At 34.5% G+C, this 26,038-nt stretch carries 22 protein-coding genes and 1 pseudogene; 15 read left to right on the top strand and 8 right to left on the bottom strand.

What is annotated here, in order from left to right:
• Positions 1-3: 3 nt before the first annotated feature.
• The 9 genes from SPB_RS10725 (at position 4) to SPB_RS10765 (ending at position 8,990) form a co-directional block, all read left to right on the top strand.
• Positions 4-1,869, top strand: a complete 1,866-nt coding sequence (locus SPB_RS10725) for a BglG family transcription antiterminator (RefSeq protein ID WP_003103115.1) — start codon at positions 4-6, stop codon at positions 1,867-1,869.
• Positions 1,869-2,354: a transcriptional regulator GutM gene (locus tag SPB_RS10730; protein ID WP_003104053.1), complete on the top strand. Its 486-nt coding sequence runs from the start codon at positions 1,869-1,871 to the stop codon at positions 2,352-2,354. The genes SPB_RS10725 and SPB_RS10730 overlap by 1 nt, the downstream gene beginning before the upstream one ends.
• Positions 2,355-2,356: 2 nt before the next feature.
• Positions 2,357-2,908, top strand: coding sequence for a PTS glucitol/sorbitol transporter subunit IIC (gene srlA, locus SPB_RS10735; protein ID WP_003103085.1), 552 nt, complete (start codon positions 2,357-2,359; stop codon positions 2,906-2,908).
• Between the two features lie 10 nt (positions 2,909-2,918).
• Positions 2,919-3,908, top strand: a complete 990-nt coding sequence (gene srlE, locus SPB_RS10740) for a PTS glucitol/sorbitol transporter subunit IIB (RefSeq protein WP_003106025.1) — start codon at positions 2,919-2,921, stop codon at positions 3,906-3,908.
• A 39-nt stretch (positions 3,909-3,947) separates the two neighbouring features.
• Positions 3,948-4,313 carry a PTS glucitol/sorbitol transporter subunit IIA gene (locus tag SPB_RS10745; RefSeq protein ID WP_003103334.1) on the top strand — a complete coding sequence of 122 codons (366 nt, stop codon included), beginning with the start codon at positions 3,948-3,950 and terminating at the stop codon, positions 4,311-4,313.
• Positions 4,314-4,469: 156 nt separating this feature from the next.
• On the top strand, positions 4,470-5,168 hold the full coding sequence (dapD, locus tag SPB_RS10750; protein ID WP_003103502.1) for a 2,3,4,5-tetrahydropyridine-2,6-dicarboxylate N-acetyltransferase: 699 nt from the start codon (positions 4,470-4,472) through the stop codon (positions 5,166-5,168).
• A 16-nt stretch (positions 5,169-5,184) separates the two neighbouring features.
• A complete protein-coding gene (locus tag SPB_RS10755; RefSeq protein ID WP_003104562.1) occupies positions 5,185-6,315 on the top strand; it encodes an N-acetyldiaminopimelate deacetylase in 1,131 nt (376 codons plus the stop codon).
• Positions 6,316-6,502: 187 nt separating this feature from the next.
• Positions 6,503-7,759, top strand: a complete 1,257-nt coding sequence (locus SPB_RS10760; RefSeq protein WP_003105206.1) for a glycosyltransferase family 2 protein — start codon at positions 6,503-6,505, stop codon at positions 7,757-7,759.
• A 25-nt stretch (positions 7,760-7,784) separates the two neighbouring features.
• The gene (locus SPB_RS10765; RefSeq protein WP_003104371.1) at positions 7,785-8,990 is read left to right on the top strand and encodes a nucleotide sugar dehydrogenase; all 1,206 of its coding nucleotides are present in this window, start codon (positions 7,785-7,787) and stop codon (positions 8,988-8,990) included.
• A 130-nt stretch (positions 8,991-9,120) separates the two neighbouring features.
• Here SPB_RS10765 and SPB_RS10770 read toward each other — a convergent pair whose 3' ends face one another.
• Entirely contained in the window at positions 9,121-10,488 is a 1,368-nt protein-coding gene (locus SPB_RS10770) for an MATE family efflux transporter (RefSeq protein WP_003105465.1), read from the bottom strand.
• Positions 10,489-10,600: 112 nt separating this feature from the next.
• On the opposite strand from SPB_RS10770, the gene SPB_RS10775 reads away from it, so the two are divergent.
• Complete coding sequence (locus tag SPB_RS10775) at positions 10,601-11,128, top strand: 5-formyltetrahydrofolate cyclo-ligase (RefSeq protein ID WP_003104087.1); 528 nt, start codon at positions 10,601-10,603, stop codon at positions 11,126-11,128.
• Entirely contained in the window at positions 11,125-11,799 is a 675-nt protein-coding gene (locus tag SPB_RS10780) for a rhomboid family intramembrane serine protease (protein WP_003103715.1), read from the top strand. Before SPB_RS10775 ends, SPB_RS10780 begins: the two co-directional genes overlap by 4 nt.
• A 22-nt stretch (positions 11,800-11,821) precedes the next feature.
• Here the strand turns inward: SPB_RS10780 and galU are convergent, their stop codons facing one another.
• Together galU and SPB_RS10790 are read right to left on the bottom strand one after the other, a co-directional pair.
• The gene (galU, locus tag SPB_RS10785; protein ID WP_003103063.1) at positions 11,822-12,727 is read right to left on the bottom strand and encodes a UTP--glucose-1-phosphate uridylyltransferase GalU; all 906 of its coding nucleotides are present in this window, start codon (positions 12,725-12,727) and stop codon (positions 11,822-11,824) included.
• A 21-nt stretch (positions 12,728-12,748) separates the two neighbouring features.
• Complete coding sequence (locus tag SPB_RS10790; protein ID WP_003103951.1) at positions 12,749-13,765, bottom strand: NAD(P)H-dependent glycerol-3-phosphate dehydrogenase; 1,017 nt, start codon at positions 13,763-13,765, stop codon at positions 12,749-12,751.
• Between the two features lie 206 nt (positions 13,766-13,971).
• Here SPB_RS10790 and SPB_RS10795 point away from each other — a divergent pair.
• The 3 genes and pseudogenes from SPB_RS10795 to SPB_RS10805 all read left to right on the top strand — a co-directional run bounded on the left by SPB_RS10795 (position 13,972) and on the right by SPB_RS10805 (position 17,907).
• A pseudogene (locus SPB_RS10795) lies at positions 13,972-14,421 on the top strand (MarR family winged helix-turn-helix transcriptional regulator).
• Positions 14,414-16,123: an ABC transporter ATP-binding protein gene (locus SPB_RS10800; protein WP_003105695.1), complete on the top strand. Its 1,710-nt coding sequence runs from the start codon at positions 14,414-14,416 to the stop codon at positions 16,121-16,123. The pseudogene SPB_RS10795 and the gene SPB_RS10800 overlap by 8 nt, the downstream one beginning before the upstream one ends.
• Complete coding sequence (locus SPB_RS10805; RefSeq protein ID WP_003102433.1) at positions 16,123-17,907, top strand: ABC transporter ATP-binding protein; 1,785 nt, start codon at positions 16,123-16,125, stop codon at positions 17,905-17,907. Before SPB_RS10800 ends, SPB_RS10805 begins: the two co-directional genes overlap by 1 nt.
• A 48-nt stretch (positions 17,908-17,955) precedes the next feature.
• Here the strand turns inward: SPB_RS10805 and SPB_RS10810 are convergent, their stop codons facing one another.
• Both SPB_RS10810 and SPB_RS10815 read right to left on the bottom strand, forming a co-directional pair.
• Positions 17,956-19,215 (bottom strand): NAD(P)H-dependent oxidoreductase, encoded by a 1,260-nt coding sequence (locus SPB_RS10810; protein ID WP_003102888.1) that lies wholly within the window; start codon positions 19,213-19,215, stop codon positions 17,956-17,958.
• A gap of 18 nt (positions 19,216-19,233) precedes the next feature.
• Positions 19,234-19,836: an NADPH-dependent FMN reductase gene (locus SPB_RS10815; protein ID WP_003104239.1), complete on the bottom strand. Its 603-nt coding sequence runs from the start codon at positions 19,834-19,836 to the stop codon at positions 19,234-19,236.
• Between the two features lie 179 nt (positions 19,837-20,015).
• Here SPB_RS10815 and SPB_RS10820 point away from each other — a divergent pair, with 179 nt between their 5' ends.
• On the top strand, positions 20,016-20,375 hold the full coding sequence (locus SPB_RS10820; RefSeq protein WP_003104655.1) for a YbaN family protein: 360 nt from the start codon (positions 20,016-20,018) through the stop codon (positions 20,373-20,375).
• A 352-nt stretch (positions 20,376-20,727) separates the two neighbouring features.
• Here SPB_RS10820 and SPB_RS10925 read toward each other — a convergent pair whose 3' ends face one another.
• The 3 genes from SPB_RS10925 to SPB_RS10840 form a co-directional block, all read right to left on the bottom strand.
• Positions 20,728-21,096, bottom strand: coding sequence for a hypothetical protein (locus tag SPB_RS10925; protein WP_003105818.1), 369 nt, complete (start codon positions 21,094-21,096; stop codon positions 20,728-20,730).
• Between the two features lie 288 nt (positions 21,097-21,384).
• Positions 21,385-21,549, bottom strand: a complete 165-nt coding sequence (locus SPB_RS11410) for a hypothetical protein (RefSeq protein ID WP_175282151.1) — start codon at positions 21,547-21,549, stop codon at positions 21,385-21,387.
• Positions 21,550-21,997: 448 nt separating this feature from the next.
• Positions 21,998-22,279, bottom strand: a complete 282-nt coding sequence (locus SPB_RS10840) for a bacteriocin immunity family protein (protein WP_003103407.1) — start codon at positions 22,277-22,279, stop codon at positions 21,998-22,000.
• Between the last annotated feature and the right edge of the window lie 3,759 nt (positions 22,280-26,038).

The following is a 26,038-nucleotide window of genomic DNA, read 5'->3' on the forward strand; positions in this document are numbered from 1 at the left end:
GTTGTGACATTAGTTAATCGTTGGTATAAAATTATAGACATTTTGGTGGCGCAACATAAAGTCGAAATTGATACATTAATTCAGGAACTAGATATCAGTCAACAAACATTATTAAAAAGTGTAGCTCAATTAAATGACATTCTAGATAACGATGTTGAAATCGTTCAAAAGAAAAATTTACTTGAACTTAGAGTTTATGATTATTCTAGACTTGAAAGTATTTTAGGGGGCAGTTTACGAAAAACAAGTGATTTTAATTCTTCGACAAAACGGATAGCTTATATCATAAAACGTCTAGTAGATAGTATAAAACCATTAATTATTGATGATTTAGCTGAAGAGATATCTGTTAGTAGAGGGACAATCAATAAGGACTTAAAAATAGTAAAACAGATAGCAAAAGATTTTTCACTTGAAATTTTGAGTAAACCTAATAGGGGAATTGAAATTTCTGGAGAAGAATTAAACTTAAGATTAATCTATATTCATAAAGTGTATAGTCATTTTGAAATTGAAAATATTAATCATGAAACATTGTCATTTTTATTGAACTTATTTAAAACATTTAAAATCCCCAAAAAGATTCAAGAATTGTTAACAAAATCAATTTCAGTAGCTATCCTTAGGATAAAAAATAATCATCATTTTGATAAACCAATTTCACTTTATAGTAATGAGGTTAAATCTAACGAATTGATGGAAGAGTTATTATTTTACCTAGAAATGAATTATCAGATTTCGTTAAGTCAATTTGAAAAAAATTTCATTAATTTCCCCTTGAATGTTCAGTATATTGAGGGGCTAAGTTATAGTGATTACTATGATGATAAGCTGTTCTCAATTTATCATAAAGCAGTGGAAAGAGTAAAAAGTAAACTATACATTAATTTTGATGAAAAGATACTATTTTCTGATATTCAATCACATTTAAAGTACTTAATCAATAGACTGATTTTCCATTTTCAAATCAATGATATCTTTCATGGTGAAATCAGATATAAATACCCTTTAGCTTTTGAAATGGCTAATGTAGCATCAGAAGTGTTGGAAGAAGAATTTGGTTATCTTTTACAACTCTCTGAAAGAAGCTACTTAGCATTATATTTTGAAATGGTTTTAAGGGAAAAGAATGAAATTATTAAAACCACCACAAAGAAAATAGCAGTTGTTTGTACAACAGGTAGAGGGACTGCGAATATGATTTGTAGAAGACTAACTCAAGTATTGGGAAGGGACATAGCTATTTCTCAGTTCTCTGAAGAGGACTTTAATCCTGAATTAGATGATAACTATTTTGCCATTTTTACAACCATTCCATTAAAATTTGCAAACTTAAAATCTCCAGTAGTGCAAATTACAAACTTATTTGACGATCAATGGTTGCAGAATGAATGGCAACGTGTCAACCATTTTCATCAGAAAAATTTGGAAACGACCACCTTTAAATTTTTAAGGTTAAAGCCTAGAGAAACTTATCAAGATTATTTGAAAGAAATGGCTAAACATTTACAAGAGACTCAGTTAGTTGATTTTGAATTTGAAGATAGAATTCTAAAAAGAGAAGAAAAACAGACAACTCAATTTGGTAATCTTGTTGCATTTCCGCATACTATTAACCACATAGACGGTAATATTATTCTAATGTTAGGTTTATTAGAGGAACCTTTCAAGGGAACTAACAACTTAGTAGAATTTATTTTCATGCTTGCTATTCCAAAAACAATTGAAGGCATAAAAGAAGCGGAATTACTTGAACTTTATGATGATATTTTTAGGATTGCAGGTAGTGATAGTTTAAAAAATGAACTAAGAAAAATTGATAATGAAGAAAGCTTTATTAGTTTTACAAAAGATAGAGAGGTATTCTAATGAATAATATGATAATACTTGGTTTAGTAATGGTAATTGCATATATTCTTCAAATAATTTTTGGATTAAAACAATTAAAAAACTTCAATGAAACTTATTCTGAGTTAAGAAAAGCTGGAAAAGTTGCTATTGGAAAACGCTCTGGAAAAATAAAGGCTGGAACTATTGTTATGTTTGCAGTTGATAATAGTGGAAAAGTTTTAAAAGCTAAAAGAATGCAAGGTGTTACAATAATTGCTATGTTTAAAGATATGCCAAACTATATTGGGCAAGATATCCATTATCTGGATCATCATAATCCATTGGTTAGACAAGAAAACAAACTGTTACAAGCAGCAATTAAAGACGCACAGGAGTTGTTCTTAAGAACGGAAGCAGGGTCATATGAAGACGTGTCTAAATACGGATCAGCATTTGATATGAACTTGCACGTTAAAGGTTTAATTTCAAGACTAAAATTACAATTAATAAATAAAAGGAGTTAAGGATGGACTATATTACTAAATTTGCTGAAGGTTTTATGAAACTTTTTCAACTAGGTGGAGAAACCTTTGTCAGCTGGATGACAGGAATTGTACCTGTAGTATTGATGTTATTAGTAGCTATGAACGCGCTTATAGGATTACTGGGAGAAGAAAAAGTAAATAAACTTGCTGAGGTATCTGCACGAAATCCAATTAGTCGCTATATGATCTTACCATTTATATCAGCATTTATGCTAGGGAATCCGATGGCTATTAGTATGGGACGATTTATGCCAGAGTACTACAAACCAAGTTATGTTGCCTCTCAAATGCAATTTTGTCACACATCAAATGGTGTTTTCCCTCATATCAATCCAGGAGAATTATTTGTTTGGATGGGAATTGCTTCAGGAATAAAGACATTAGGTTTGAGTCAGATGGAACTTGCTATTAGATACTTATTAGTAGGTTTGATCATGAACTTTGTCAGTGGTTGGGTGACCGATTTTACGACAGCTTATGTTTCTAAGCAACAAGGTGTTACCCTAAGTAAAACAATTGAATTAGATAAGTGAGGATTTTAAAATGACATATTCAAGTATTCGAGTTGAAAAAGGAAGTGGCGGATATGGTGGACCACTAATCATAACACCAACTGAACAAAAACATAAATTTATCTATATTACTGGTGGAGGCGAAAAACCGGAAATTGTTGATAAAATTTCTGAATTAACTGGCATGGAAGCTGTTAATGGTTTTAAAACATCGATTCCAGATGAAGAAGTAGCTTTAGCTATTGTAGATTGTGGTGGAACACTACGTTGTGGCATTTATCCCAAAAAAGGAATTCCAACGATCAACATAGTCGCTACAGGAAAAAGTGGCCCATTAGCACAATACATTAATGAAGATATTTATGTTTCTTCTGTAGGTATGAATCAAATTACTTCTACGCAAGAAAGTAAAGTTGAAAATATTAGTACTATCGAAGAAAAGAAAAAACCAACTTTTGATACTAGTAAAAAAATCACTGAGCAACGAGCTGAAAGCAGTTTTGTAGCTAGGATTGGAATGGGCGCTGGTAAAGTTGTTGCAACATTTAATCAGGCCGCTCGAGAAGCTATTCAAACACTCATCAATACAATTCTTCCATTTATGGCTTTTGTATCATTATTAATTGGTTTTATACAAGGTTCTGGGGTAGGTAACTGGTTAGCTAAATTAATGATTCCACTTGCTGGAAATATATGGGGATTAATTTTAATTGGTTTTATCTGTTCATTGCCATTCTTATCACCATTATTAGGGCCTGGGGCAGTAATATCACAAATTATTGGAACACTAATTGGTGTTGAGATTGGGAAAGGTAATATTCCACCACAGATGGCGTTACCTGCACTATTTGCCATTAACACACAAAATGGATGTGATTTTATTCCAGTTGCCTTAGGTTTATCTGAAGCAGATGCTGAGACAGTTGAAGTAGGTGTACCTTCTGTACTTTATTCTCGTTTCTTAAATGGGGTACCTCGTGTTGTGGTAGCTTGGATTGCAAGTATTGGACTTTATCAGTAAAAGAAGTATAATAAAATAAAATTTGAAAAGGAAAATAAAATGGTAAAAGTATTTGAAACTAAAGTATTGGAAATTGGGTCAGAGGCTCAAAATATGATTGAAAACACAAATATGTTAATTCTATTTGGTGAAGGGGCTCCAGCTGACTTATCAGAATTTTGTTTTACAATTAATAATAAAGAATTGACTGGAACCATCATCAAGAATGGTAAGGTAATTATCGGGGAAGAAAAGTATACCATCACAGCAGTCGGAAATGTTGTTGAAAAAAATTTATCAAGTCTAGGTCACATTACACTTTCCTTCGATGGGAGTGAAGAGGCTTCATTACCTGGCACATTGCATGTAAAAGGAGTCAATAGTCCGCATTTAGAAATTGGATCAATAATTCAAATAGACTGTTAGTAGAAACAATACTTTTACCGAGATTTGAACTAAAAACCTACAGGTCGAAGATAGACCTGTAGGTTTTTAGTTTTTTTATTGAAGTTAAATAACTTATTTCCCAAATTTTCTGATAATTTGTTATAATAAGAAAACTAAGCACGAGGAGTTGGAAATATGACAGCACAAAAAATGACAGCACAGGAAATTATTGCATTTATCGGGAACGCAGAAAAGAAAACATCAGTCAAGGTAACTTATCAAGGCCAATTAGCAGTTCCACTACCAGAATCTGTTTTACAATTAGGTAATGTTTTATTTGGTGATTGGAAAGATGTTGAACCGTTACTAGCTGGCTTAACAGAGAACAAAGATTACGTTCTAGAGCAAGATGGTCGTAATTCTGCGGTTCCTTTACTAGATAAACGAGCTATCAATGCACGGATTGAACCAGGGGCGATTATTCGTGACCAAGTTACGATTGATGACAATGCCGTTATCATGATGGGTGCAATTATAAATATTGGTGCAGAGATTGGTGCAGGAACGATGATTGACATGGGTGCCATTCTTGGAGGAAGAGCATCTGTTGGGAAAAATAGTCATATCGGTGCTGGTGCTGTCTTAGCAGGTGTTATTGAACCGGCATCGGCAGAACCTGTTCGAGTTGGTGATAATGTTTTAGTAGGTGCAAACGCTGTTATCATCGAGGGTGTGCAAATTGGTGACGGTTCAGTCGTTGCTGCGGGAGCTATTGTTACCCAAAATGTACCAGAAAACGTTGTTGTTGCTGGTGTCCCAGCGCGAATCATCAAAGAAATTGATGCCCAAACCCAACAAAAAACAGCACTAGAAGAGGCACTCCGTTTAATCTAAGAAAGAGAAGTACGATATGATAGATTTGCTAGCAACGAGACGACACTTACATCAGATTCCAGAAATTGGGCTAAAGGAAGTTAAAACTCAGGCATTTTTACTGAACATTATTAAGGAAATTAGTGATAATAAGCCATTTATTACAATTAAAACCTGTCAGACCGGAATTTTAGTCTATTTGAGTGGCTACGATCCTGAAAAGACAGTTGCTTGGCGGACGGACATAGATGGACTTCCTGTAAAAGAAGAGACGGGGTTAGAGTTTTCTAGCCAACATGAAGGCAATATGCATGCCTGTGGACATGATGTCCATATGACAGTAGCCTTAGGCTTATTTGAACGCTTATCCAAATATAAACCCAAAAATAATATGCTTTTCATCTTTCAACCAGCTGAAGAAAATGAGGCTGGAGGGATGCTTATGTATCAAGATGGTGCCTTAAACGAGTGGATTCCTGATGAATGCTATGCACTCCATGTTAGACCAGATCTTAAAGTTGGGCAAATTGCGACTAATACATCTACTTTATTTGCGGGAACCTGTGAAGTAAAAATTGCTTTTCTTGGAAAAGGGGGGCATGCAGCATTTCCTCATCATTCCAATGATGCCTTAATCGCTGCCGCATATTTCCTGACACAAGTTCAAACCATAGTTAGTCGCAACGTTGACCCAATCGAAGGCGCTGTAGTGACCTTTGGATCAATGCATGCAGGAACGACCAGCAATATTATCTCTGAACGGGCGGACTTACATGGGACAATCCGTACCTTAACGCAAGAGATGAGTATATTAACACAAAAACGAATTCAGACCATAGCAGAAGGCGTTGCAGCCAGCTTTGATTTGGAAGTTCAGATTGAATTAAAACAAGGAGGTTATCTCCCAGTTGAAAACAATCCGGAGTTAGCTAAGAACTTGATGGCATTTTTCAAAAAACGTGAATCTGTAGACTTAATTGAATGTTTACCAGCGATGACTGGCGAAGATTTTGGCTTCTTACTGAGCAAAATTCCAGGAGTGATGTTCTGGCTCGGTGTTGAAACCCCTTTTCCACTGCACCATGCTAAGATGAGTCCAAACGAAGAGGCCCTTACTTTTGCGGTCAAAGAAGTAGGTGCATTTCTAGATAACTTAATTAATGGATAATGAAAAAAACTACCTAGTTATATCAAACTAGGTAGTTTTTTATATTATTTTTAAAAAAATGACAAGGTCAAGTTCTAAATTTTTACATCAAAACTTGGTTTGAAAGTCGCCTGTCTCTTTACTATAATAATTTTTAGTTTGTGACTTCGTTTGCTGATGGAGTCAAAATAAATAAAGAGAGGTAACAATGGAAAAAATTAAAAATGCAATTACTTTCGTCACTTTCATAGTATTGTGGACGCTTTTAATAATGCTCAATGTCTTTGTTTTTGGGACAAAAGGAAGTCTAGCTGTTTATGGTATAGTCTTAATGGTTTATCTTTCTGTTAAGATGGGTCTATCATTTCTCTATCGTCCTTATAAAGGACAAGCTGGTCAGTATCATGTGGCGGCAATTATCCCTTCCTATAATGAAGATGGACAATCTTTACTTGAAACACTGAAAAGTGTTGAGGCGCAAAATTACCCAATCAGAGAAATTTATGTGATTGATGATGGAAGTGCGGATATATCAGGAATAAGTAAGATTGAAGACTATGTAAATAGTAACAATAAAGCTGATAAAATTATCGTTAAGCGACTAGAACAAAATGTTGGGAAGCGTCATGCTCAGTCTTGGGCTTTTGAACGATCAAAAGCAGATGTTTTCTTAACAGTTGACTCAGATACCTATATCTATCCAAATGCCTTAGAAGAGCTATTAAAGACCTTCAATGATAATCGAGTTTATGCAGCAACTGGGCATCTAAACGCTCGTAATCGAGATATTAACCTATTAACACGTTTAACAGATATCCGTTATGACAATGCCTTTGGTGTCGAGCGTGCGGCTCAATCTGTGACAGGGAATATCTTAGTTTGTTCGGGGCCTTTAAGTATTTATCGTCGCCAAGTTGTTGTTCCTAACATCAAACGTTATACCAGTCAAACTTTCTTAGGTGTTCCGGTGAGCATTGGTGATGACAGGTGTCTAACCAATTATGCAACTGACTTAGGGAAGACCGTTTATCAATCAACTGCTCGTTGCGATACAGATGTTCCTCATCAGTTCAAAACATACCTAAAACAACAGAATCGTTGGAATAAATCTTTCTTTAGAGAATCATTAATCTCAGTTAAAAAACTATTATCTTGTCCACTGGTCGCAGTTTGGACAACTGTTGAAGTATCAATGTTTATCATGTTGATCTATTCAATCTGTAATTTAGTGATTGGTGAAGTACAAGCTTTTTCATGGCAAAAATTACTAGCCTTTCTACTAATCATTTTTATTGTCGCCCTGTGCCGAAACGTTCATTACATGGTTAAGCACCCTCTTGCATTTCTATTATCACCTTTTTATGGCTTGCTTCACCTTTTTGTCTTGCAGCCACTTAAGCTCTATTCACTATTAACCATTAGAAATGCTGACTGGGGAACTCGAAAAAAAGAATCTCTTACTTAATTATTCGTAGAAAGGAAAAAAAGAATTGAAAATTACTGTTGCCGGTTCCGGATATGTTGGTTTATCCTTAGGTGTCTTACTTGCACAAACTAATCCCGTAACCATCGTTGATATTGTTGAAGAAAAAGTAAAATTAATTAATCAAAGAAAATCACCAATTCAAGATAAGGAAATCGAAAGTTATTTAGCTGAAAAGCCTTTATCTCTCACCGCTACCTTAGATGGTGATTCGGCTTATAGCCAAGCAGATTTAATTATTGTTGCCACACCAACAAATTACAATAGTGATATTGATTTCTTTGATACAAAACATGTTGAAGCCGTTATTTCACAGGCATTAAAAGTCAATGATAAAGCAATTATTGTTATTAAATCAACCATCCCGATGGGCTTTATCAAACAAGTCAGAGAACAATTTAAGACGGATAGAATTATTTTTAGTCCAGAATTTTTAAGAGAATCAAAAGCTTTACATGATAATTTACATCCCAGTCGAATTATTGTTTCTTATGAGAAAGAGGATTCAGCTGCGACAATAGAAGCTGCTAGAGAATTTGGAAAGCTTCTCAAAGAAGCTGCCTTAACTAAGGAAGTCCCACTTCTTTTTATGGGAACTGATGAGGCCGAGGCGGTTAAGCTATTTGCCAATACTTATTTAGCTATGCGAGTTTCTTACTTCAATGAATTAGATACCTATGCTGAGGCAAAAGGCTTGGATGTACAACGTGTTATTGAAGGTATCTGTCGCGATAGACGAATTGGTGAACATTATAATAATCCATCATTTGGTTACGGTGGCTATTGCTTACCAAAAGATACTAAGCAGTTATTAGCTAATTACAAAGATACACCGCAAGCTTTAATATCTGCCATCGTTGCTTCAAATCAAAAACGTAAGGAGTTTATTGCCGAGCGGATTAAGGAACTGCTAAAGGATCGAGATGAAAATGACAAGGAACCAACTGTTGGGGTTCATCGTTTAATTATGAAAAGTAACTCAGATAACTTTAGAGAAAGTGCTATCAAAGACGTGATGGATTTATTAAGTTCTTATCAAATCCGAGTGCTAATTTATGAACCAATGTTGGAAGAGGAACTAGACTATGAGGTCACTAAAAATTTAGATAGCTTTAAAAAAGAATCTACAATCATTGTTTCTAATCGCTTTGATCGTTCATTAGCTGATGTTGGCCATAAAGTATATACGCGAGATATTTTCGGAATTGATTAATTTTTTGTAAAAAAATAGGACACCTATGAGGGAGGTGTCCTGGAGATTTATGAAAAGGGTAGGTCAGATTACTCTTTCTACCCCACGGTCTGGGTAAACCGTTGTTTAGGATATAACTATGATAATACACTTAGCTTAAAATTTCCTTAACTGACAGAAATTCTTGTAGTTCTTGTTCTTTAAGTCGTTTTAACAAAATAAAAGTTGAAGGGATTAAGATTAGGACGCTGCCAATCCAAGCTGCAGGATTGGCTGAGGCAATACCAGCAAAGCCAAAATAAATTAAACCAATAATAGCTACACCAGCTCTCATCACCAATTCCATAATTCCAGCAACCGTTGGTACAAATCCGTAACCCAAGCCTTGAATAAAGCTGCGTAGAATAAAGAGAATTGCTAAGAGCCAGTAGAAAGACCCATTAATCAGATAGTAAAGTAATGCTAAATGGAAAACTTCTGGGTCTGCATCAGCGATAAATAAAGAAGAAAAGAAATGGTGGCATGAAATGAGAAGGATGGCGAAAAAGACTGCCCATCCTATTCCCAGGATAAGGGAACTCTTGAGTCCCTCAAAGATACGCTTAAATTCTTTTGCACCAAAGTTCTGTGCAGTGAAAGTTGAAACGGCCAAACCTAAATTAATCATTGGTAACATGGCTAATTGGTCAGTTTTGCTAGCAATGGCTTGCGCTGCGATAGCCTGAGTTCCTAGCTTATTGATTGTGACTTGTAAGGTGATGGCACCAATAGCAATAATACTGGCTTGAAAGCCCATTGGAATTGCTAGTCGTCCGTGTTGGTTAAGATTATCTTTATCAATGACCAAGTCTGCTCGGGTCAATCTGAAAAAGGGAATATTTTTGTGGATATAATAGAATAGGTAAGCAACTGAAAAAGCTTGCGCTGTAATGGTTGCAATACCAGCTCCTAAAACGCCCATCTTAAAACCTAATATAAAAAGAAATTCCAAAAAGATGTTAAGGATACTAGCCAAGATTAAGGCAACTAATGGTGTTCGAGAGTTACCTAGACTTCTTATTGCATTTGATAAGTAATTAAATAAAATAGTGAAGATTAATCCCGAAAACATGGCAAGAAGAAATTGATAGGAATTATCAATTAAGTTTTCTGGGGTTTGCATTAAATAGAGTAGTGGTTTTAAGAAAACTACAGAAATGACTGTAAGGATAAAACTGACTAATACAGAGTAAAATAGTCCGTGAACATAACTAGTTTTGACTCCAATAAAATCTTGGGCACCAAATCGCTGTGAGGTGACAATAGTCAGCCCAGAAGTCAGCCCCATCGCAAAACCGACTACCAGAAACATAATACTTCCTGTCGCTCCAACAGCTGCGAAGGCATCTTGTCCTAAAGTATGACCAACGATAATACTATCTGCGAAATTATAAGCAAGTTGAAAAAAACTACCTATTAGTAAAGGTAGGGTAAAAATCAAGATAACTTTTAAAGGGTTACCTTTTGTTAAATTTTGCATCCTAAACTCCATAAAAAAATTGTAAATTCTTTTATATTTTAACTTTTGTCATAACAAATAGCAATAACTATCCAAAAAAGGCAAATGACATTTTTTGTGGTAAACTTATCATATGGAAAAAAAGGAATTAAGAACACAAGTAATTTCATCTATGAAAAAGATGGATAAAAAAGAAAAAAGTCAAAAAGACTTGCAGTTACTAGAATTAGTTTGTAATTCACAAGCATACAAAGATGCCAAAATTGTTGCGACTTATCTAGCCATGCCTCATGAATACAAAACAACCCTTTTCATCAAGCGTGCATTGGCTGATGGTAAAATAATTGTTGTCCCTAAAACATACGGGAAAGGTCGAATGATTTTTGTACACTATAATCCAAAAGACTTACAAAGAACGTCTTATGGATTGATGGAGCCAATTAGCGAAGAGGAAGTGACAAAAGATCAAATTGATCTGATTCATGTGCCAGGAGTTGCTTTTACTGAAGAAGGATTCCGGATTGGCTATGGTGGCGGTTATTATGATCGTTATCTAAGTTATTACCAGGGTCATACTTTTTCGACCATTTATCAGTGTCAAAAAGCTCAATTTCAACCTGCCGCACATGATGTTGCAGTGGAAGTGGTTTATGCCTTATGATATATGATTTGCGAAAGAATCCAGTTACATTAACATTATTAATTCTGACCGCACTGGTTTTTTTAGCCATGCAAGTATTTTATGGTCAGTTTGCTAGATCAGTTCAGGCTATTTACCAATTTGGTGGCATGTATGGAGTTGCTGTAAAAGCCCTACCTTCTCAGTTATGGCGTCTAGTTAGTGCCATCTTTGTTCATATTGGTTGGGAACATTTTTTACTCAATGGGCTAACATTGGTATTTGTTGGTCAGTTATCTGAGAAACTGTGGGGAGCACGTCATTTTCTGCTCTTGTATCTCTTATCTGGTATTATGGGTAACCTATTTGTTTTAGCTTTTACACCTTCAACCGTAGCTGCAGGTGCATCAACGTCCTTATTTGGACTATTTGCGGCCATAACTGTTTTGGGTTATTTTAGTCAAAATTTATCATTAAAAGCTTTATCTAAGTCTTACCAGTCACTAATTTTTGTCAACTTACTGATGAATATTTTTATGCCTAATGTTAGTATTGCAGGACATATTGGTGGGATTGTCGGTGGTGCTTTAGCAGCACTTTTCTTGCCTAGCCAAGCACCAGAAAATCAATTTGAGAGAAAATATCGATTAGCATCGCTAGCTCTATATGTCTTTCTTGTAGTCGCAATCCTAACTTATACTTATCTAACATAAAAAAAGTGCCCCTAGGCACTTTTTATTTTGTTTCTGTTTTTCCTTCCAATTCTTTACCTAATTGGATAATGTATTTTTTCAAATCATCTTTAACTTGCTCATGTTTCAAAGCATAGTCGATAGAAGTTTTCATAAAGCCAAATTTATCACCAACATCATAACGATTTCCAGTGAATTCACGAGCAAAGACGCGTTGCGTTTTGTTCAATGTATCAATAGCATCAGTCAATTGGATTTCGTTACCTGCACCTGGTGCCTGATTTTCTAAGATTTCGAAAATTTCAGGGGTAAGGAGATAACGTCCGATGATAGCTAAATCACTAGGAGCATCTTCAGGTTTTGGTTTTTCTACGAAAGTTGAAACGCTGTACAAACCATGGTGAGCTTTACCGTGCGGAGCGATTACCCCGTAAGAAGAAACATCTTCATGAGGAACCTTCATAACGGCAATTGTTGACGCATGGGTTGTCTCGAAGTCGTTCATTAATTGTCTTGTTAGGGGAATTACTGAGTTGTCAGTGATATCCATAAGATCGTCACCAAGCATAACGATGAATGGTTCATTTCCAACAAAAGCTTTCGCTTGTAAGACGGCATCACCCAAGCCTCTTGGATGACTTTGTCTGATAAAATGCAAATTGATTGAAGTTGTTTCATCAACTAATTTGAGGAGTTCAGTTTTCCCTTTTTGTTTTAGGTTATACTCTAATTCAAAGTTGGAATCAAAGTGGTCTTCGATAGAACGTTTTGCTTTACCAGTAACAATCAGGATTTCTTCAATCCCAGATTTTAATGCTTCTTCAACAATAAATTGAATTGTTGGTTTGTCAACGATAGGCAACATTTCCTTGGCTAGTGCTTTTGTGGCTGGTAAAAATCTTGTTCCAAGGCCTGCGGCAGGAATAATTGCTTTTCTTACTTTAGTCATTTGTGCCTCCAATATTACTTATTAGTGCCATTCGTTTTCAGAACGGAATTCATTAGACATCATTTCAAGAATGCTTGCTTTAACTTCAGCACCTTCATAGATAACTCGGTAGATAGCACTTGTAATAGGCATATAGACACCAAGTTCTTGTGCAATTTCATATGCAACTTTAGTTGTTGAAATTCCTTCGATGACCATTCCCATGTTACGTTCAATATCTTCCAGTTTTTCGCCACGACCAAGCGCATCACCAGCACGCCAGTTTCGTGAATGAACAGAAGTACCAGTAACAATTAAGTCACCAACACCAGATAAACCACTGTAAGTTAATGGATTAGCTCCAAGTTTAACCCCAAGACGAGTAATTTCAGCTAAACCACGAGTAATGACAGCAGCTTTGGCATTATCACCATAGCCTAAACCGTGAAGGGCACCAGCACCAACAGCTATGATGTTTTTAAGAGCACCAGCTGTTTCAACTCCGATTACATCAGAATTGGTATAAAGACGGAAATAACGGTTACTAAACAAACTTTGGACATATTTAGCAGAATCCAAATCTTTTGATGCTGCAGTAATCAAGGTAATATCACGAACAATTGTTTCTTCCGCATGACTAGGACCTGATACAACGACAATGTCACTGCGTAGCTCGGTAGGAATTTCTTCAGAGATAACAGTTGATAGTCTTTCGTGGCTTCCTGGTTCAAGACCTTTAGAAGCATGCATGATAGTTACTTTATGGTCCAGAACTTCAGCAACTTGTTTGGCAACTAATCGAGTAACTTTTGTTGGCACTACAAAAAGAATTGCATCTACCTCAGCTAAAGCTTCTTTCAAGTTAGTAGTCGCAGTAATGCGTTCATCTAAAACGATATCATTGAAATAACGTGTATTTGTATGCTCTGTATTGATTTCAGTAATTTGTTGCTCTGAGTCTCCCCAAAGGATAACTTGGTGTCCATTATCAATTAAGACTTGAGACAAAGCAGTCCCCCAAGAACCGGGACCTAAAATTGCAACTTTTTGTTTATTCATTCTTTTTCTCCTCGTAATTTAGAGTTAGTCAATTTTATTATAACACAGATGCTTTTATTCATCTAATAGAAAAGGCATACATGGGCTCAAAAATGTAATCATTTTCATAAAAAAGATTAAAATTTTTGAAAAAAATAAGCTATTTTCATTGACAATAGTTCCCAAGAGAACTAAAATAGTCATCATGAGAACTAAGGAGGAAAAATATGTCACGTATTATTGCTGATCTTCGTGATTTGACTCATCAAATTGAACAAATCACTTAAGAAATTGCGCAAGCTTACCATATTGACCAGTTAGCTGGGCCTCAAGGCCATGTACTTGTTTTCTTGGAAAGAAATCAGGACCGAGAAATCTTTGTTAAAGATATTGAAAAAACATTAAATATCTCAAAATCAGTTTCCAGTAATTTAGTTAAACGCATGGAAAAAAATGGTTTTATTGAAGTAGTTCCTTCAATAGCAGATAAACGTTTTAAACAAGTCGTATTAACAGAGGTTGGAAAAGAAAAGATTCCTTTGTTGCATGAATGCCGGAAGGCTATCGAAAATTATTTTTTCAAGGAAATATCAAAAGATGACTTTATGACAGTCAAGCATGTCATAGACCAGCTAAAACTAAATATTGCTGAATACAAAGGAGAGAAAAATGCTTAAAAATGCCATCATGCGTTATAAATGGTATGCCCTAGGTTCTGTCTTAATGATCATAGCAGTTGTAGCAAGTGCATTGTTACAACCTCATTATCTGAAAGATGTGCTAAGTGCAGTCATGAAAAATGACACAGATAAAATTACAGAAGTTGGACAGTTATTATTGATTATTGCAGGAGTTGGTTTAATTGCCGGTACTGTCAATACCATTTTAGCAGCTAAGATAGCTCAAGGTGTATCAGCTGATATCCGTGAGAAGGTATTTAGAAAAATCCAAAGTTTTTCATATGCTAATGTTGAGGAATTTAATGCTGGTAATTTAGTTGTTCGTATGACCAACGATGTTAACCAAATCCAAAACTTGGTGATGATGATTTTCCAAGTCTTGCTCCGTTTACCAATTTTATTTATAGGTGCCTTTATTATGGCGGTTAACACTTTACCAAAACTATGGTGGGTTATTATCCTGATGGTTGTATTAATTGCTATTATTATGGCCCTTGTTATGAGTCAAATGGGCCCACGTTTTGGGAAGTTCCAAACCTTGATGGATAAAATTAATCGTATTGCTAAAGAGAATCTACGTGGTGTTCGTGTCGTTAAATCGTTCGTTCAAGAAAGAGAACAATATGCTAAATTCAAAGAGACATCAAATGAACTATTAGATCTTAATATGTTTATTGGGTACGGTTTTTCAATGATGCAACCAGCTTTAATGCTAGTTTCGTATTTAGCTGTTTTTGTATCACTCTTATTAGTTTCCAAGATGGTAAAAACAGATCCAACAGTTATAGGTAGTATTGCTTCCTTCATGACTTATATGATGCAAATCATGTTTTCAATTATTATGGTTGGATTCATGGGGATGCAAGCTAGTCGTGCTTTTATTTCAATTGGTCGTCTGAAAGAAGTTTTAGAGACAGAACCTGCAATGACTTTTGCTACTGAAGAAGTTGAAGATTTAAATGGCGATATTGTTTTTGATCATGTATCTTTCTCATATCCAAATGAAGAAGATGCTATGTTAAAAGATATTTCCTTCTCTATTAAATCTGGGCAAATGGTTGGTGTCGTTGGCGCAACAGGTGCCGGAAAATCAACCTTGGCTCAATTAATTCCTCGTTTATTTGACCCACAAGAGGGTACAATCACAATTGGTGGTAAAGATTTAAAAACACTCAGCCAACAAACACTCCGCGAAACAGTTTCAATTGTTTTGCAAAAAGCTATTCTCTTTTCGGGGACTATTGCAGATAACCTTCGCCAAGGAAATTTAACAGCTGATTTACAAGCTATGGAAAGTGCTGCTAGAATCGCGCAAGCTCAAGAATTTATTGACCGAATGGATTTAGCCTACGAAAGTGAAGTTGAAGAACGTGGAAATAATTTCTCTGGTGGTCAGAAACAACGGTTGTCCATTGCTCGTGGGGTTATCAGTAATCCTAAGGTCTTAGTCTTGGACGATTCAACGTCAGCCTTAGATGCTAAGTCAGAGAAACTAGTCCAAGAAGCTTTAAACAAGGACTTGAAAGATACAACAACAATTATCATTGCACAAAAGATTTCGTCAGTGGTTAAAGCCGATACTATCTTAGTTTTAGATGAAGGTAAGTTAATTGGTCAAGGAACCCATGCTGAATTAGTAGCAAATAATGCAGTCTACCGTGAAATTTATGATACACAGAAAGGTAAGGAGGAAGACTAATGAAAACAGCACGCTTTTTCTGGTTTTATTTTAAACGTTTTAAATTATCATTTTTCTTTATCTTTGTAGCTATTATTTTAGCCACTTACCTACAAGTTAAAGCACCTGTTTTCTTAGGGGAATCCCTAACTGAAATGGGTAAAATTGGTCAAAAATACTATATGGCAAAAATGGCTGGGCAAACTGGTTTTAAACCAGATATGTCAGATTTTATGGCTGTAATGTGGAAATTGCTTTTAGCTTATATCTTTACAGCTCTTGCTAACCTTGTTTATAGTTTACTCTTTACAAGAATCGTTGCTCACTCAACGAACCGTATGAGAAAAGGGTTATTTGGGAAATTGGAACGTCTTACAGTTGCTTTCTTTGATCAACATAAAGATGGTGATATCTTATCTCGTTTCACTAGTGACCTTGATAATATTCAAAACTCACTTAATCAATCTTTGGTACAGGTTGTAACTAACGTTGCTTTGTATATTGGTTTAGTATGGATGATGTTTAGACAGGACACACGTCTTGCTTGGTTAACTGTTGCCTCAACACCTGTCGCTTTGATTTTCTTAGTTATCATTATCCGTTTAGCTCGCAAATACACTAATATTCAACAAAAAGAAGTCTCAGCATTAAATGCCTACATGGATGAAAAAATTTCTGGTCAAAAAGCTATTATTGTCCAAGGTGTTCAGGCAGAAACGATTAATGGTTTCTTAGAGCATAATGAAAAAGTTCGTCAAGCAACCTTTAGAGGGCGCCTCTTCTCAGGACTACTCTTCCCTGTTATGAACGGGATGAGTCTCGTAAACACAGCCATTGTTATCTTCCTTGGTTCGAAAATTGTCCTAGACGATAAGTCAATTTCAATGGCAGCTGGTTTAGGTTTGGTCGTGATGTTTGTTCAGTATTCACAACAGTACTATCAACCAATCATGCAAATTGCAGCTTCATGGGGTGAGTTACAGTTAGCCTTTACTGGAGCTAGCCGCATACAGGAAATGTTCGATGAAAAAGAAGAAGTCCGTCCAGAGAATGGACCTGTCTTTTCAGAATTAAAAGAAGGCGTTGAAATAAAAAATGTTGATTTCGCCTACTTACCAAATAAAAAAGTTTTATCGAACGTTTCAATTTCTGCGTCAAAAGGTAAAATGGTAGCCGTAGTTGGGCCAACTGGCTCTGGTAAAACAACTATTATGAACCTTATTAACCGTTTCTATGATGTTGATGCTGGCTCAATTACTTTTGATGGTATTGATATTCGTGACTATGATCTGGATAGCCTTCGTAAAAATGTCGGAATTGTATTACAAGAATCAGTCCTTTTCTCAGGTACAATTACAGATAATATCCGATTTGGAGATGATTCCATTAGTCAAGAAATGGTTGAAACAGCTGCGCGTGCAACCCATATTCATGACTTTATCATGTCTTTACCGGAAGGTTACAATACACTAGTAACAGATGATGAAAACATCTTCTCAACAGGTCAAAAGCAATTAATTTCAATTGCCCGGACCCTGTTAACAGATCCACAGGTTCTCATCTTAGATGAAGCAACGTCAAACGTTGATACTGTTACAGAAAGTAAGATTCAAAAAGCTATGGAAGCTATTGTCGCAGGTCGAACAAGCTTTGTTATCGCCCACAGACTAAAAACGATATTAAATGCTGATGAGATTATTGTCTTAAAAGACGGTGAAGTCATCGAGCAAGGAAATCATCACGAGCTCCTCAGACAAAAAGGATTCTACTCAGAACTCTACCACAACCAGTTTGTGTTTGAGTAAAAAAAGACTCGATTTTAAAATCGAGTCTTTTTTTTTTAGTTCAAATAATTAGCTTTCAGAAGCACCAGAATTTGCATCTGCTTCAGCAACAATTGCTTCGGCTGCAGCTGCAGCATCTCCGGTGTCTGAAGCACCTGAGCTAGCATCGGCATGAGCGTGTGCAGCTGCAGGCATTGCACTTGCTTTACCACCGGCTAAATGTTGGCCAGTTTCTTTTAAGTACCAGTCTAACCATGGTTTAAAGTTGAAGACAATTTCATTAATACCAGCATAAGATCCATCAGGATAGTACATTGCTTGGTAGTTGTGTGTATTAATGATTTCTGCTGGGGAACCAGGTACAATTGTCCGAACATACTCTTGGTTACCGTTACGAAGTGTTCCAATAACCCATTCAACATTCTTCATACGTTTTGGAGGAAGACTTCCGTGAACAGTCGACATACGGTTCCCAACTTGTGCAGGCACACGTTTAGCATACATTGTTTCTGGGTCTTGGTGGGCATTGTTGTAATAGAGGAATTGATTATTGTCATCGGCGAAGGTTAGCTCGAATGGCATAGCTTTCAAGAACATATTGATTTGATCAACTGTCAAGAGACCATTATCAAGTTTGACATAAGTGTCCCCTTCAACTGCATTGACAATTTTAGAAGCTTTTTCTAACCAATCTGGATCATCTGGATCGATTTCAGTAATCGTAGTAGCAATTGGTTTACTAGCATCTAAATCTTCAGGCATAATTGCTTTAGGTTTTTTTAAAGCAGAAACGACACCAACATATTTGATGAAGTTATCTAAACAAGATTCTAAGAATTTCACAGTTCCCTCGTTAATGATGTTTCCTTTGTCGTCAAAAGCTTCTTTAGCTTTACCCAGTAAGAATTCATTTCCTGGTAATGTGTAAGCATTGACACCTGGAGCATCCAGAATTTTACGTAAATGTACCTGAGCGCGTGATGTTCCTTGGTCATAGTAAGAAGCTCCCACAATCATAACGGGCTTATTTTCAAGTGGATGAAGACTGAAAGACATCAATTCTAAAGCACTCTTCAAAGCAGGTGTAATGGTGTGATTATGTTCAGGAGTGGCAATGATTACACCATCAGCACGAGTGATTTTGTTGTACATATATTGCACCGCAAATTCATTTGACTGATTTGTGTCATCTTGGTTGAACATAGGAATATCTTTGATTTCTAATAGTTCAAGATCAAATTTTGTTTTAAACTGACGTCTAATAAATTCAAGTAAGATACGGTTATATGATTGTTCGGCGTTTGAGCCGACGATACCTACAAATTTCATATTTGACTTCCTCTTTTCTTATAAACTTTCCCAGTCAAAGTTCTCAGCATTTTTTTTCAAAAGATCTTGAGCATTAGACAACTTACCGGTAATTTTTACAAAAATACGAAAATCATCAAAGATGGCATCTAATTTTTGAATAGTTTCTAGGTCAAATAAATTACCATCATTATCGAATGCTTGAAGGGAATGAGATAGTAAGAATTCATCTGGCATAACAGTTGCTTTTAATTCTGGTGCATTTAGGATTTGACGTAATTGTAGTTGTGCACGAGAAGAACCGAGAGTTCCATATGAAGCACCAGTAATCATGACTGGTTTTTTCAACAGTGGATAAATTCCATAGGATAACCAGGCTAGTGCATTCATCAGTACGGCAGGAATAGAGTGGTCATATTCAGGTGTACCGATAATGACACCATCAGCAGCCTCAATTTTTGATGCGATTTCTTTTACTATTTCAGGGACAACCTTGTTAGCAGGCTTGTTAAAGACTGGTATATCCTTGATTTCAATTATTTCAATATCACATTTATCCGCAAAATGATTAACCATATATTGGAGAAGCTTACGATTAGTGGAATTTTTTGAATTAGTTCCGACGATACTAATCAGTTTCATAGTATTTCCTCTTTTCTAATAACCAAGAGATTTTCTCTCATTTTAATGATATCGCTTTCGTAAAATTAAATCAAGAAATAATCAAAAATTTTTAACAAAATATATAACATTAAAACATGATGAGAGATGATTTTCTCTTAATTTGATATAATGGTAAAAAATTAAGAAAAAGGATTATCATGAAAAAAATAATATATATTACGGTTGGTTTAATAAGTTTCGTATTGGGAATTATTGGGATACCGTTACCAATTTTACCCACAACACCCCTTTTGTTACTTGCAGGATTTTGTTTCTCCAGAAGTTCAGATCGTTTTAACAGTTGGTTGGTCAACACAAAAGTTTATAAATACTACGTCGGTGACTATTTAGAAACGCGGACAATTGCTAGGGACCGCAAAAAGAAAATATGTATCCAAGTTTGGATATTAATGGGAATATCTATTATTTTTGCTCCGTTCGTATGGATGAAGATTTTGTTCTTTGGCATGACAGCAATCATGTCAGTTGTCCTATTTAAGTTCGTACCTGAAAATTAGTCATAATTTATCTCAACTCTGGTTGGGATTTTTTCTTTATGAGAATAGCAAAGCTGTCATCATTTTTTGCTATTCTTTTTCGAATAAATTATAATAGAGACATTGTTAAAAATGAAAAGGAAAAGGTCCCCTTTTAAAGGTGACTTGGTAGTATTAAAATGAAAAATCGTGGTTTATTCCGTGCTATTTGTTTATATTTTAATAAGGTTGAATAACCCCTGTATTAATAACTTTCCAATTTTTCTATGTTTCATTGATTAATATATTAGTGCACAAAAAGTACGAAAAAAGGTACACAAAAAACGAGTCCCGCAAGCAAAAAAAAAAGGCACCTTAACGGGTGCTTATTTTTTTATGATATCATTGTTCCCCAAGTGCCAGCGATAGATTGAACTGAAACATGTTTATTATCTAATCCATAGGAATCTTTGAATATTTGACGAAGTTCGCTTAATACAATTTTTGATTTAATATTAGTAGCTTCAAAACCCTTTAACCTATCATTGTAAACCCAATCAGCTAATTTAGAGATTTCTGGAAAGTCTCCTATTTGTTTTTCTTTATCTGAAAACACAACTAGGATGCCGCCATTCCCAGATAATGGGTTTTGGATAATATTTTGATTTGTTTTGTCGGTTTTTTTTGAACTAAAAATATAGTAAACTAAATATCCTAATGCGAAAACACCAATGAGACTAGCAAATAAAGTGAATACTTCCATGTTTTTTTACCAAGCTTTCTTAATAAATTGAGATAATTATATTCTTATTTGAAAACGTTGTCAATAAAAATATGCTATTATTTATATAATTGAAAAATACTAATTAAAGTGCTTATTTTTTTATATCCCCCCCCTTACGTGTAAGAGAAATATTTTTCTTTAGTCGACCCTTCCCACCGCTATCCAATTTTAGTTTTAAGTAGATTATTTTCAGGTCGGGGTGAGCATAGAAAAAAGAATACAAGTGATTGCATTCTCTTAAAGTTTATTATTCCTACTAGTTAAAAATTAGACAAACCAACTTATGGATATTATTATAATCATCACGATAACAAATATTAGTATGGCTTCCATAAATGGGTCACTGTTTCTAAAGAAAGTAGATTTCTTAGCACCAATCCCCCATTGGTAGTCTTTAGGAATGAGAAAGGCTAAAAGTAAAATTATAGTCATGATTAAATAACTTAATAGACTAGGTAGATGTTTCACTAGAATAATGTTCCCCAATAGGAGGAGGGCTATCTGAATAACCTTTATTATCCTAATATGTTTAATGTCAGTAAATTGTTTTAGCTTCATAGGATTACCTTACTTATTTAAGAAATATAATATAATAACAACCAATGCAATTAAGCCATCAGTGATTAGGTTTTCTGTCAGTGGACTAACATTTTTTAGAAAAACGTTCTTTTGTGCTTTATTATATCCGCCCTGATACTCATAAGGAAGTAACAAAGATAATAACCAGCTTATACCTATTATAAAAAAGACGCCAAACGGGTTTCCCCATTTTATGATTAATATATATATTGCTAAGACTAGTACAATGGCTTGTATTATCCTAAATGTCTTTATATGTTTAATGTCAGTGATCTTCTTCATGGTCTTTTACCCTTAATATCTAAAAAAACAGAAATGTATTAGGACCTATCTTATTATGTAATTGTGGACTTTTTTGTAATGCCATATAAAAAGCAATAGTTTCGCTTGATAACTTTCTATTGATGGCTAAACGTGATATATCAGATACTAGTTCCTTTGCAACTGGGATATAGTAGTCATTGTTCTCTAGTGCCATTTTGGCTTTTAGCATTAGTTCTCGCTCACTTTGAGGTGTGTTAGTGTCTAAAATAAGATTGTAGATATTTTCAAGCAACCAATCTTTAGTAAGTTTCTTCTTCATTGTCTCGCTCACTTCCTAAGTACATACTGCCACCAACACCACCAAGTACACCAATCAGAATAAGGATAAATAATTTAACTATCTTTTTCATCTATTCGCCTCTTTCAATCAATATCATCTAGTACATATTTGACTAATCTATACCAAGGAATGATAAATATCTTTAGTAGAATATCAAGTATATCCCTAACCATAGTAAGCCCCCTATGCTATTTTATACCTGAATAATACCACCATGAAGTTTTTAGCACAATAGGAATGCCATATTATGATAAAAGACTTTACTTTTAATAATAAAAAACTCATGCAATGTTAGGAGACATTGTACGAGTCGAGAAATGTTAGCAAGAGGTCTAGACCTCTCAAGTAACAACTTAACATATTACTATTCTAATTACAAATAAAAAAAGCCCGTGCACACTCTCTCTCTGATAGCATAGGCTCGTCTTTATTTAGATAAGTATATTATAATTTAAATATTTAAAAAATTCAATATATTCTAGGATTTTTGTTAATTAATTTTTATAAAACAATATTGCATATTTATTACAAGTCAAATGTATAGGGAGAAGCTCATTTATTTGGCTAATGGTAGATACAATATTAGAGACAGAGTATATTTTAGTACCAGTTGCAGTATTGCAAAAAGAAATATCTATGCTATAATTATTCAAAACGGGAAAATTATATATTCTCTCTCTCCATAAAAATAAATATATAATTATCCCAATTCTCCCGTTTTGCGCTCTTTATTTAGAAGAGTGCTTTTTTTATATTATAAAAGACATCTCTATTTAAGAAATGCCTTTCTGATTTCTATTGGTTTGAGTAGCTTTCGTTAACTATGTATATTTCACTATACCCTTTTATAGAACTTTTGTAACTTTTAGCTTCTTCTTCGGTAGTAAATTTTTTGATTATTTTATTAGATTGCCAACGACTACATTTTTCTGTTCTCAATACTTCCCAATGCATTTGAATACTCCTATTTAAAATAATAGGTTTACTATAACATAGGTCTTGTTTGGGTTCAATTTTTGATATAAAAACAGACGGTAACGTTCGGAAAAAATAAATTTTTTAATTTAAGACATTCTAGGCGCGTATCATTCACAGATAAGCAAGAAGAAAAGCACCCATTGAAAGGTGGTATTTTTGTTTCCTGTGAATTGTTGGGTATTGTTGGGATATGCTCGTATTTTCTAGCAAAGATTAGTAGTTTACAAATGGCAGTATCGGAAAAAGTCGGAAAGTTTTGTTTCCTATATCCTAACTTGAACAATGGGGTTATCATTATAGCTATTATTATCAATGGTATCAATGGTTTAAGTTAATTCTGTTGGTTCTGGTATTGCTCAACTTTGTTCTATATCCTAACATGAATAAAAATGTACAATACAGCGGGAAGCTCACAAAATGGGGGTAGGGTGGGTAGAGATAGCCCCCTTTTTCATGTAGTCAGGTTAAAAGTTATCTTTATATATTGATACGTTAACATTTACCAACATTTCAAAAGTTTGATAAATGAAAAATAATGAAAAAATATCCAGCTTTAATGCTGATATTGCCAATCTAAGCCAAGGTAAAGTTTTTAAGTGACTGATTGTCCGTATCAATTGATATGACTAGCTTTATAGCAATTTGAAAGAGGATAAAACTTAGCATTTATTAGCATGTTATGGTATAATATATTTACTAACTAATACTAAAGGTGTTGTTCTTTCGTGGGTGCTTTTTGTTCTTATCAGAGTAGTAAGGTCACTGTTAATCAGTGGCTTTTTTGCTGTCTAAAACAGGTACGTTTTTCACTCATATTTTTTAAAGAAAGCTGTTATATCAATGTTTATAGAGACCATGACACCCTATAAAAAATCTGGAAAATTGGATATTTTTGTAAGAAGACACCTTATAGTGGCTCTCCTATGGCTCATACGTGGGGCGGGGTGTGTTTTAAATAGTGAAGCAATAGAATTATACCTAAAAACTTAAACGCTCTTAGAATTGATTTTATAGGGTGTTTACAGATAACAAAGGAAGTAGTATACTTTCAGAAAAAAGAAGTTTCAGTTTTCTCTCTATTTCTCTCTCAAAACAACATAGGAAAGTTGTAACTACCTCATATCTATTTTTCCGTGTGGTTATCCATGCGGTTTTTTTGTTGCTCTTTGGGGTAGTATAACGACTAAAAAAGTCTCACAAACGCCTACAATATAGTCTTTTCATTCTTTCAAAAGTTTTAAAAAAGGGAAATACTGCGCGAAATAGACCGCGTTCTTTTGTTTAAACTTAATCATAGCCCCGTTAAATTTAGGTGGGGTACTCTGGTACTATTACATTATATAGCGCGTTTTTTATACAAAACAACTTATAATTATAATACTATTGTACTATTTATACGATACAAGGTATTCTGATATACAAGTATCAATCAGTCATGTAGTTAGCTAAAGGAATAAGATTGTTGCTAACACGTTGTCAGACGCTCTCACTTGCGTTCTAAGCCACTTCAATAGGAAATGCGATAACTTATATACTTAATAATAAATGTGTCTCATATCGCTTTATATAGACAATAAAAGGAAGTAACTACCTACTTTTTAATACCGCTATACTGTTTATATTTTTTCCTAAAGTTAGGAGCATGCTTCTTTTCTGTTAGGTCTCTTTCTATTTTTGATAACATTTTTTCCAATTTAATTTCTTCTAAAGTCAATTTCTTTTTCATATCGTTACCCGTTTCAATAATGATTTAATATGTTTCATGTAAGCTATTACTATTTAGTAATTATTTTAATTAAGTTTTCTCTAGTTATGATTAAGTTTGTGATAGTTTTTAGATACCATTTTATAGGGCAATTTCTGTTTCAAGTGTCAAAAAAAATGGGGGAGAGTTTTACAAGAGGAGTACAACCGTTATTCTGGTGCGGTTTTCGAGCGTTTCATAGGGGGGTTATCTTGTTTCATTTAACAAACTATAAAACACTTCAAAAATAATAAAAATCTTTTTTTTATCAAATATTTAATTTTAAACCCCATCAACACTTACAGCCCAACAAAACAAAAGGCAAGCGCACTGTGTACGCCTACCAAAAGAAAGTGATTTGTAATATGAAAACTTATGAACTGAAAGTTATTTACAAGATAAGCACGATTACAAAACAGCCACTTTTAAACTACAAAAACCTTTCCCATCCTACCCGCCCAACTGGTCTTATTTTTTATTATTCATTTTATATTTCTTTGATTGTTGTTCATCTTGATGAATAAACATACGTTCTAAGAATGATTGTTCTTTTTAATTCCTAAGCGCTGTGTCAAGTGTGATGATTTAATATCATTGAATAAAAGTCTAGCATTTTCATAATATGAAAATGATGGGTTAATCATGTCATCACTCTTATACAAGTCTCTAAATAAGATATCTAGTAGTTCATTAGTTTCATTGAAAATAATATCTGTTTGCTCAGCCAGCTCCCTCATCTGTGTGATAAGCGGTAACGCTTTATCATTGATAGCTTCAATCTTAGTGATTGCATTATCTTCTAACTGTTTACGTTTCTTCTTGTATTCAGCTTCATCTATTAAAGGCGTATCTAAAATCTTATCATGCTTTAACTCACAGATACGTTCGGCATTTTCAAGCTTTCTAACTTTATCATCAACTGTATTGTATTGGTCGATATTAAGCTGTTCCTCGGCTTCAACTAATTCAGCTTTGACTTCTCATGCTCTTCCTCGAGTATCCGTAATCGTTCTCCC

This window comes from Streptococcus parauberis NCFD 2020, assembly GCF_000187935.1.
GTDB classification, from domain to species: domain Bacteria; phylum Bacillota; class Bacilli; order Lactobacillales; family Streptococcaceae; genus Streptococcus; species Streptococcus parauberis.

What these genes read in the sequence shown, in the direction of transcription:
- SPB_RS10730 (WP_003104053.1), top strand. Translation starts at nt 1,869, where the DNA reads ATGAATAATATGATAATACTTGGTTTAGTAATGGTAATTGCATATATT.
- srlA (WP_003103085.1), top strand. Translation starts at nt 2,357, where the DNA reads ATGGACTATATTACTAAATTTGCTGAAGGTTTTATGAAACTTTTTCAA.
- srlE (WP_003106025.1), top strand. Translation starts at nt 2,919, where the DNA reads ATGACATATTCAAGTATTCGAGTTGAAAAAGGAAGTGGCGGATATGGT.
- SPB_RS10745 (WP_003103334.1), top strand. Translation starts at nt 3,948, where the DNA reads ATGGTAAAAGTATTTGAAACTAAAGTATTGGAAATTGGGTCAGAGGCT.
- dapD (WP_003103502.1), top strand. Translation starts at nt 4,470, where the DNA reads ATGACAGCACAAAAAATGACAGCACAGGAAATTATTGCATTTATCGGG.
- SPB_RS10755 (WP_003104562.1), top strand. Translation starts at nt 5,185, where the DNA reads ATGATAGATTTGCTAGCAACGAGACGACACTTACATCAGATTCCAGAA.
- SPB_RS10760 (WP_003105206.1), top strand. Translation starts at nt 6,503, where the DNA reads ATGGAAAAAATTAAAAATGCAATTACTTTCGTCACTTTCATAGTATTG.
- SPB_RS10770 (WP_003105465.1), bottom strand. Translation starts at nt 10,488, where the DNA reads ATGCAAAATTTAACAAAAGGTAACCCTTTAAAAGTTATCTTGATTTTT.
- SPB_RS10775 (WP_003104087.1), top strand. Translation starts at nt 10,601, where the DNA reads ATGGAAAAAAAGGAATTAAGAACACAAGTAATTTCATCTATGAAAAAG.
- SPB_RS10780 (WP_003103715.1), top strand. Translation starts at nt 11,125, where the DNA reads ATGATATATGATTTGCGAAAGAATCCAGTTACATTAACATTATTAATT.
- galU (WP_003103063.1), bottom strand. Translation starts at nt 12,727, where the DNA reads ATGACTAAAGTAAGAAAAGCAATTATTCCTGCCGCAGGCCTTGGAACA.
- SPB_RS10790 (WP_003103951.1), bottom strand. Translation starts at nt 13,765, where the DNA reads ATGAATAAACAAAAAGTTGCAATTTTAGGTCCCGGTTCTTGGGGGACT.
- SPB_RS10800 (WP_003105695.1), top strand. Translation starts at nt 14,414, where the DNA reads ATGCTTAAAAATGCCATCATGCGTTATAAATGGTATGCCCTAGGTTCT.
- SPB_RS10805 (WP_003102433.1), top strand. Translation starts at nt 16,123, where the DNA reads ATGAAAACAGCACGCTTTTTCTGGTTTTATTTTAAACGTTTTAAATTA.
- SPB_RS10810 (WP_003102888.1), bottom strand. Translation starts at nt 19,215, where the DNA reads ATGAAATTTGTAGGTATCGTCGGCTCAAACGCCGAACAATCATATAAC.
- SPB_RS10815 (WP_003104239.1), bottom strand. Translation starts at nt 19,836, where the DNA reads ATGAAACTGATTAGTATCGTCGGAACTAATTCAAAAAATTCCACTAAT.
- SPB_RS10820 (WP_003104655.1), top strand. Translation starts at nt 20,016, where the DNA reads ATGAAAAAAATAATATATATTACGGTTGGTTTAATAAGTTTCGTATTG.
- SPB_RS10925 (WP_003105818.1), bottom strand. Translation starts at nt 21,096, where the DNA reads ATGGAAGTATTCACTTTATTTGCTAGTCTCATTGGTGTTTTCGCATTA.
- SPB_RS11410 (WP_175282151.1), bottom strand. Translation starts at nt 21,549, where the DNA reads ATGACTATAATTTTACTTTTAGCCTTTCTCATTCCTAAAGACTACCAA.
- SPB_RS10840 (WP_003103407.1), bottom strand. Translation starts at nt 22,279, where the DNA reads ATGAAGAAGAAACTTACTAAAGATTGGTTGCTTGAAAATATCTACAAT.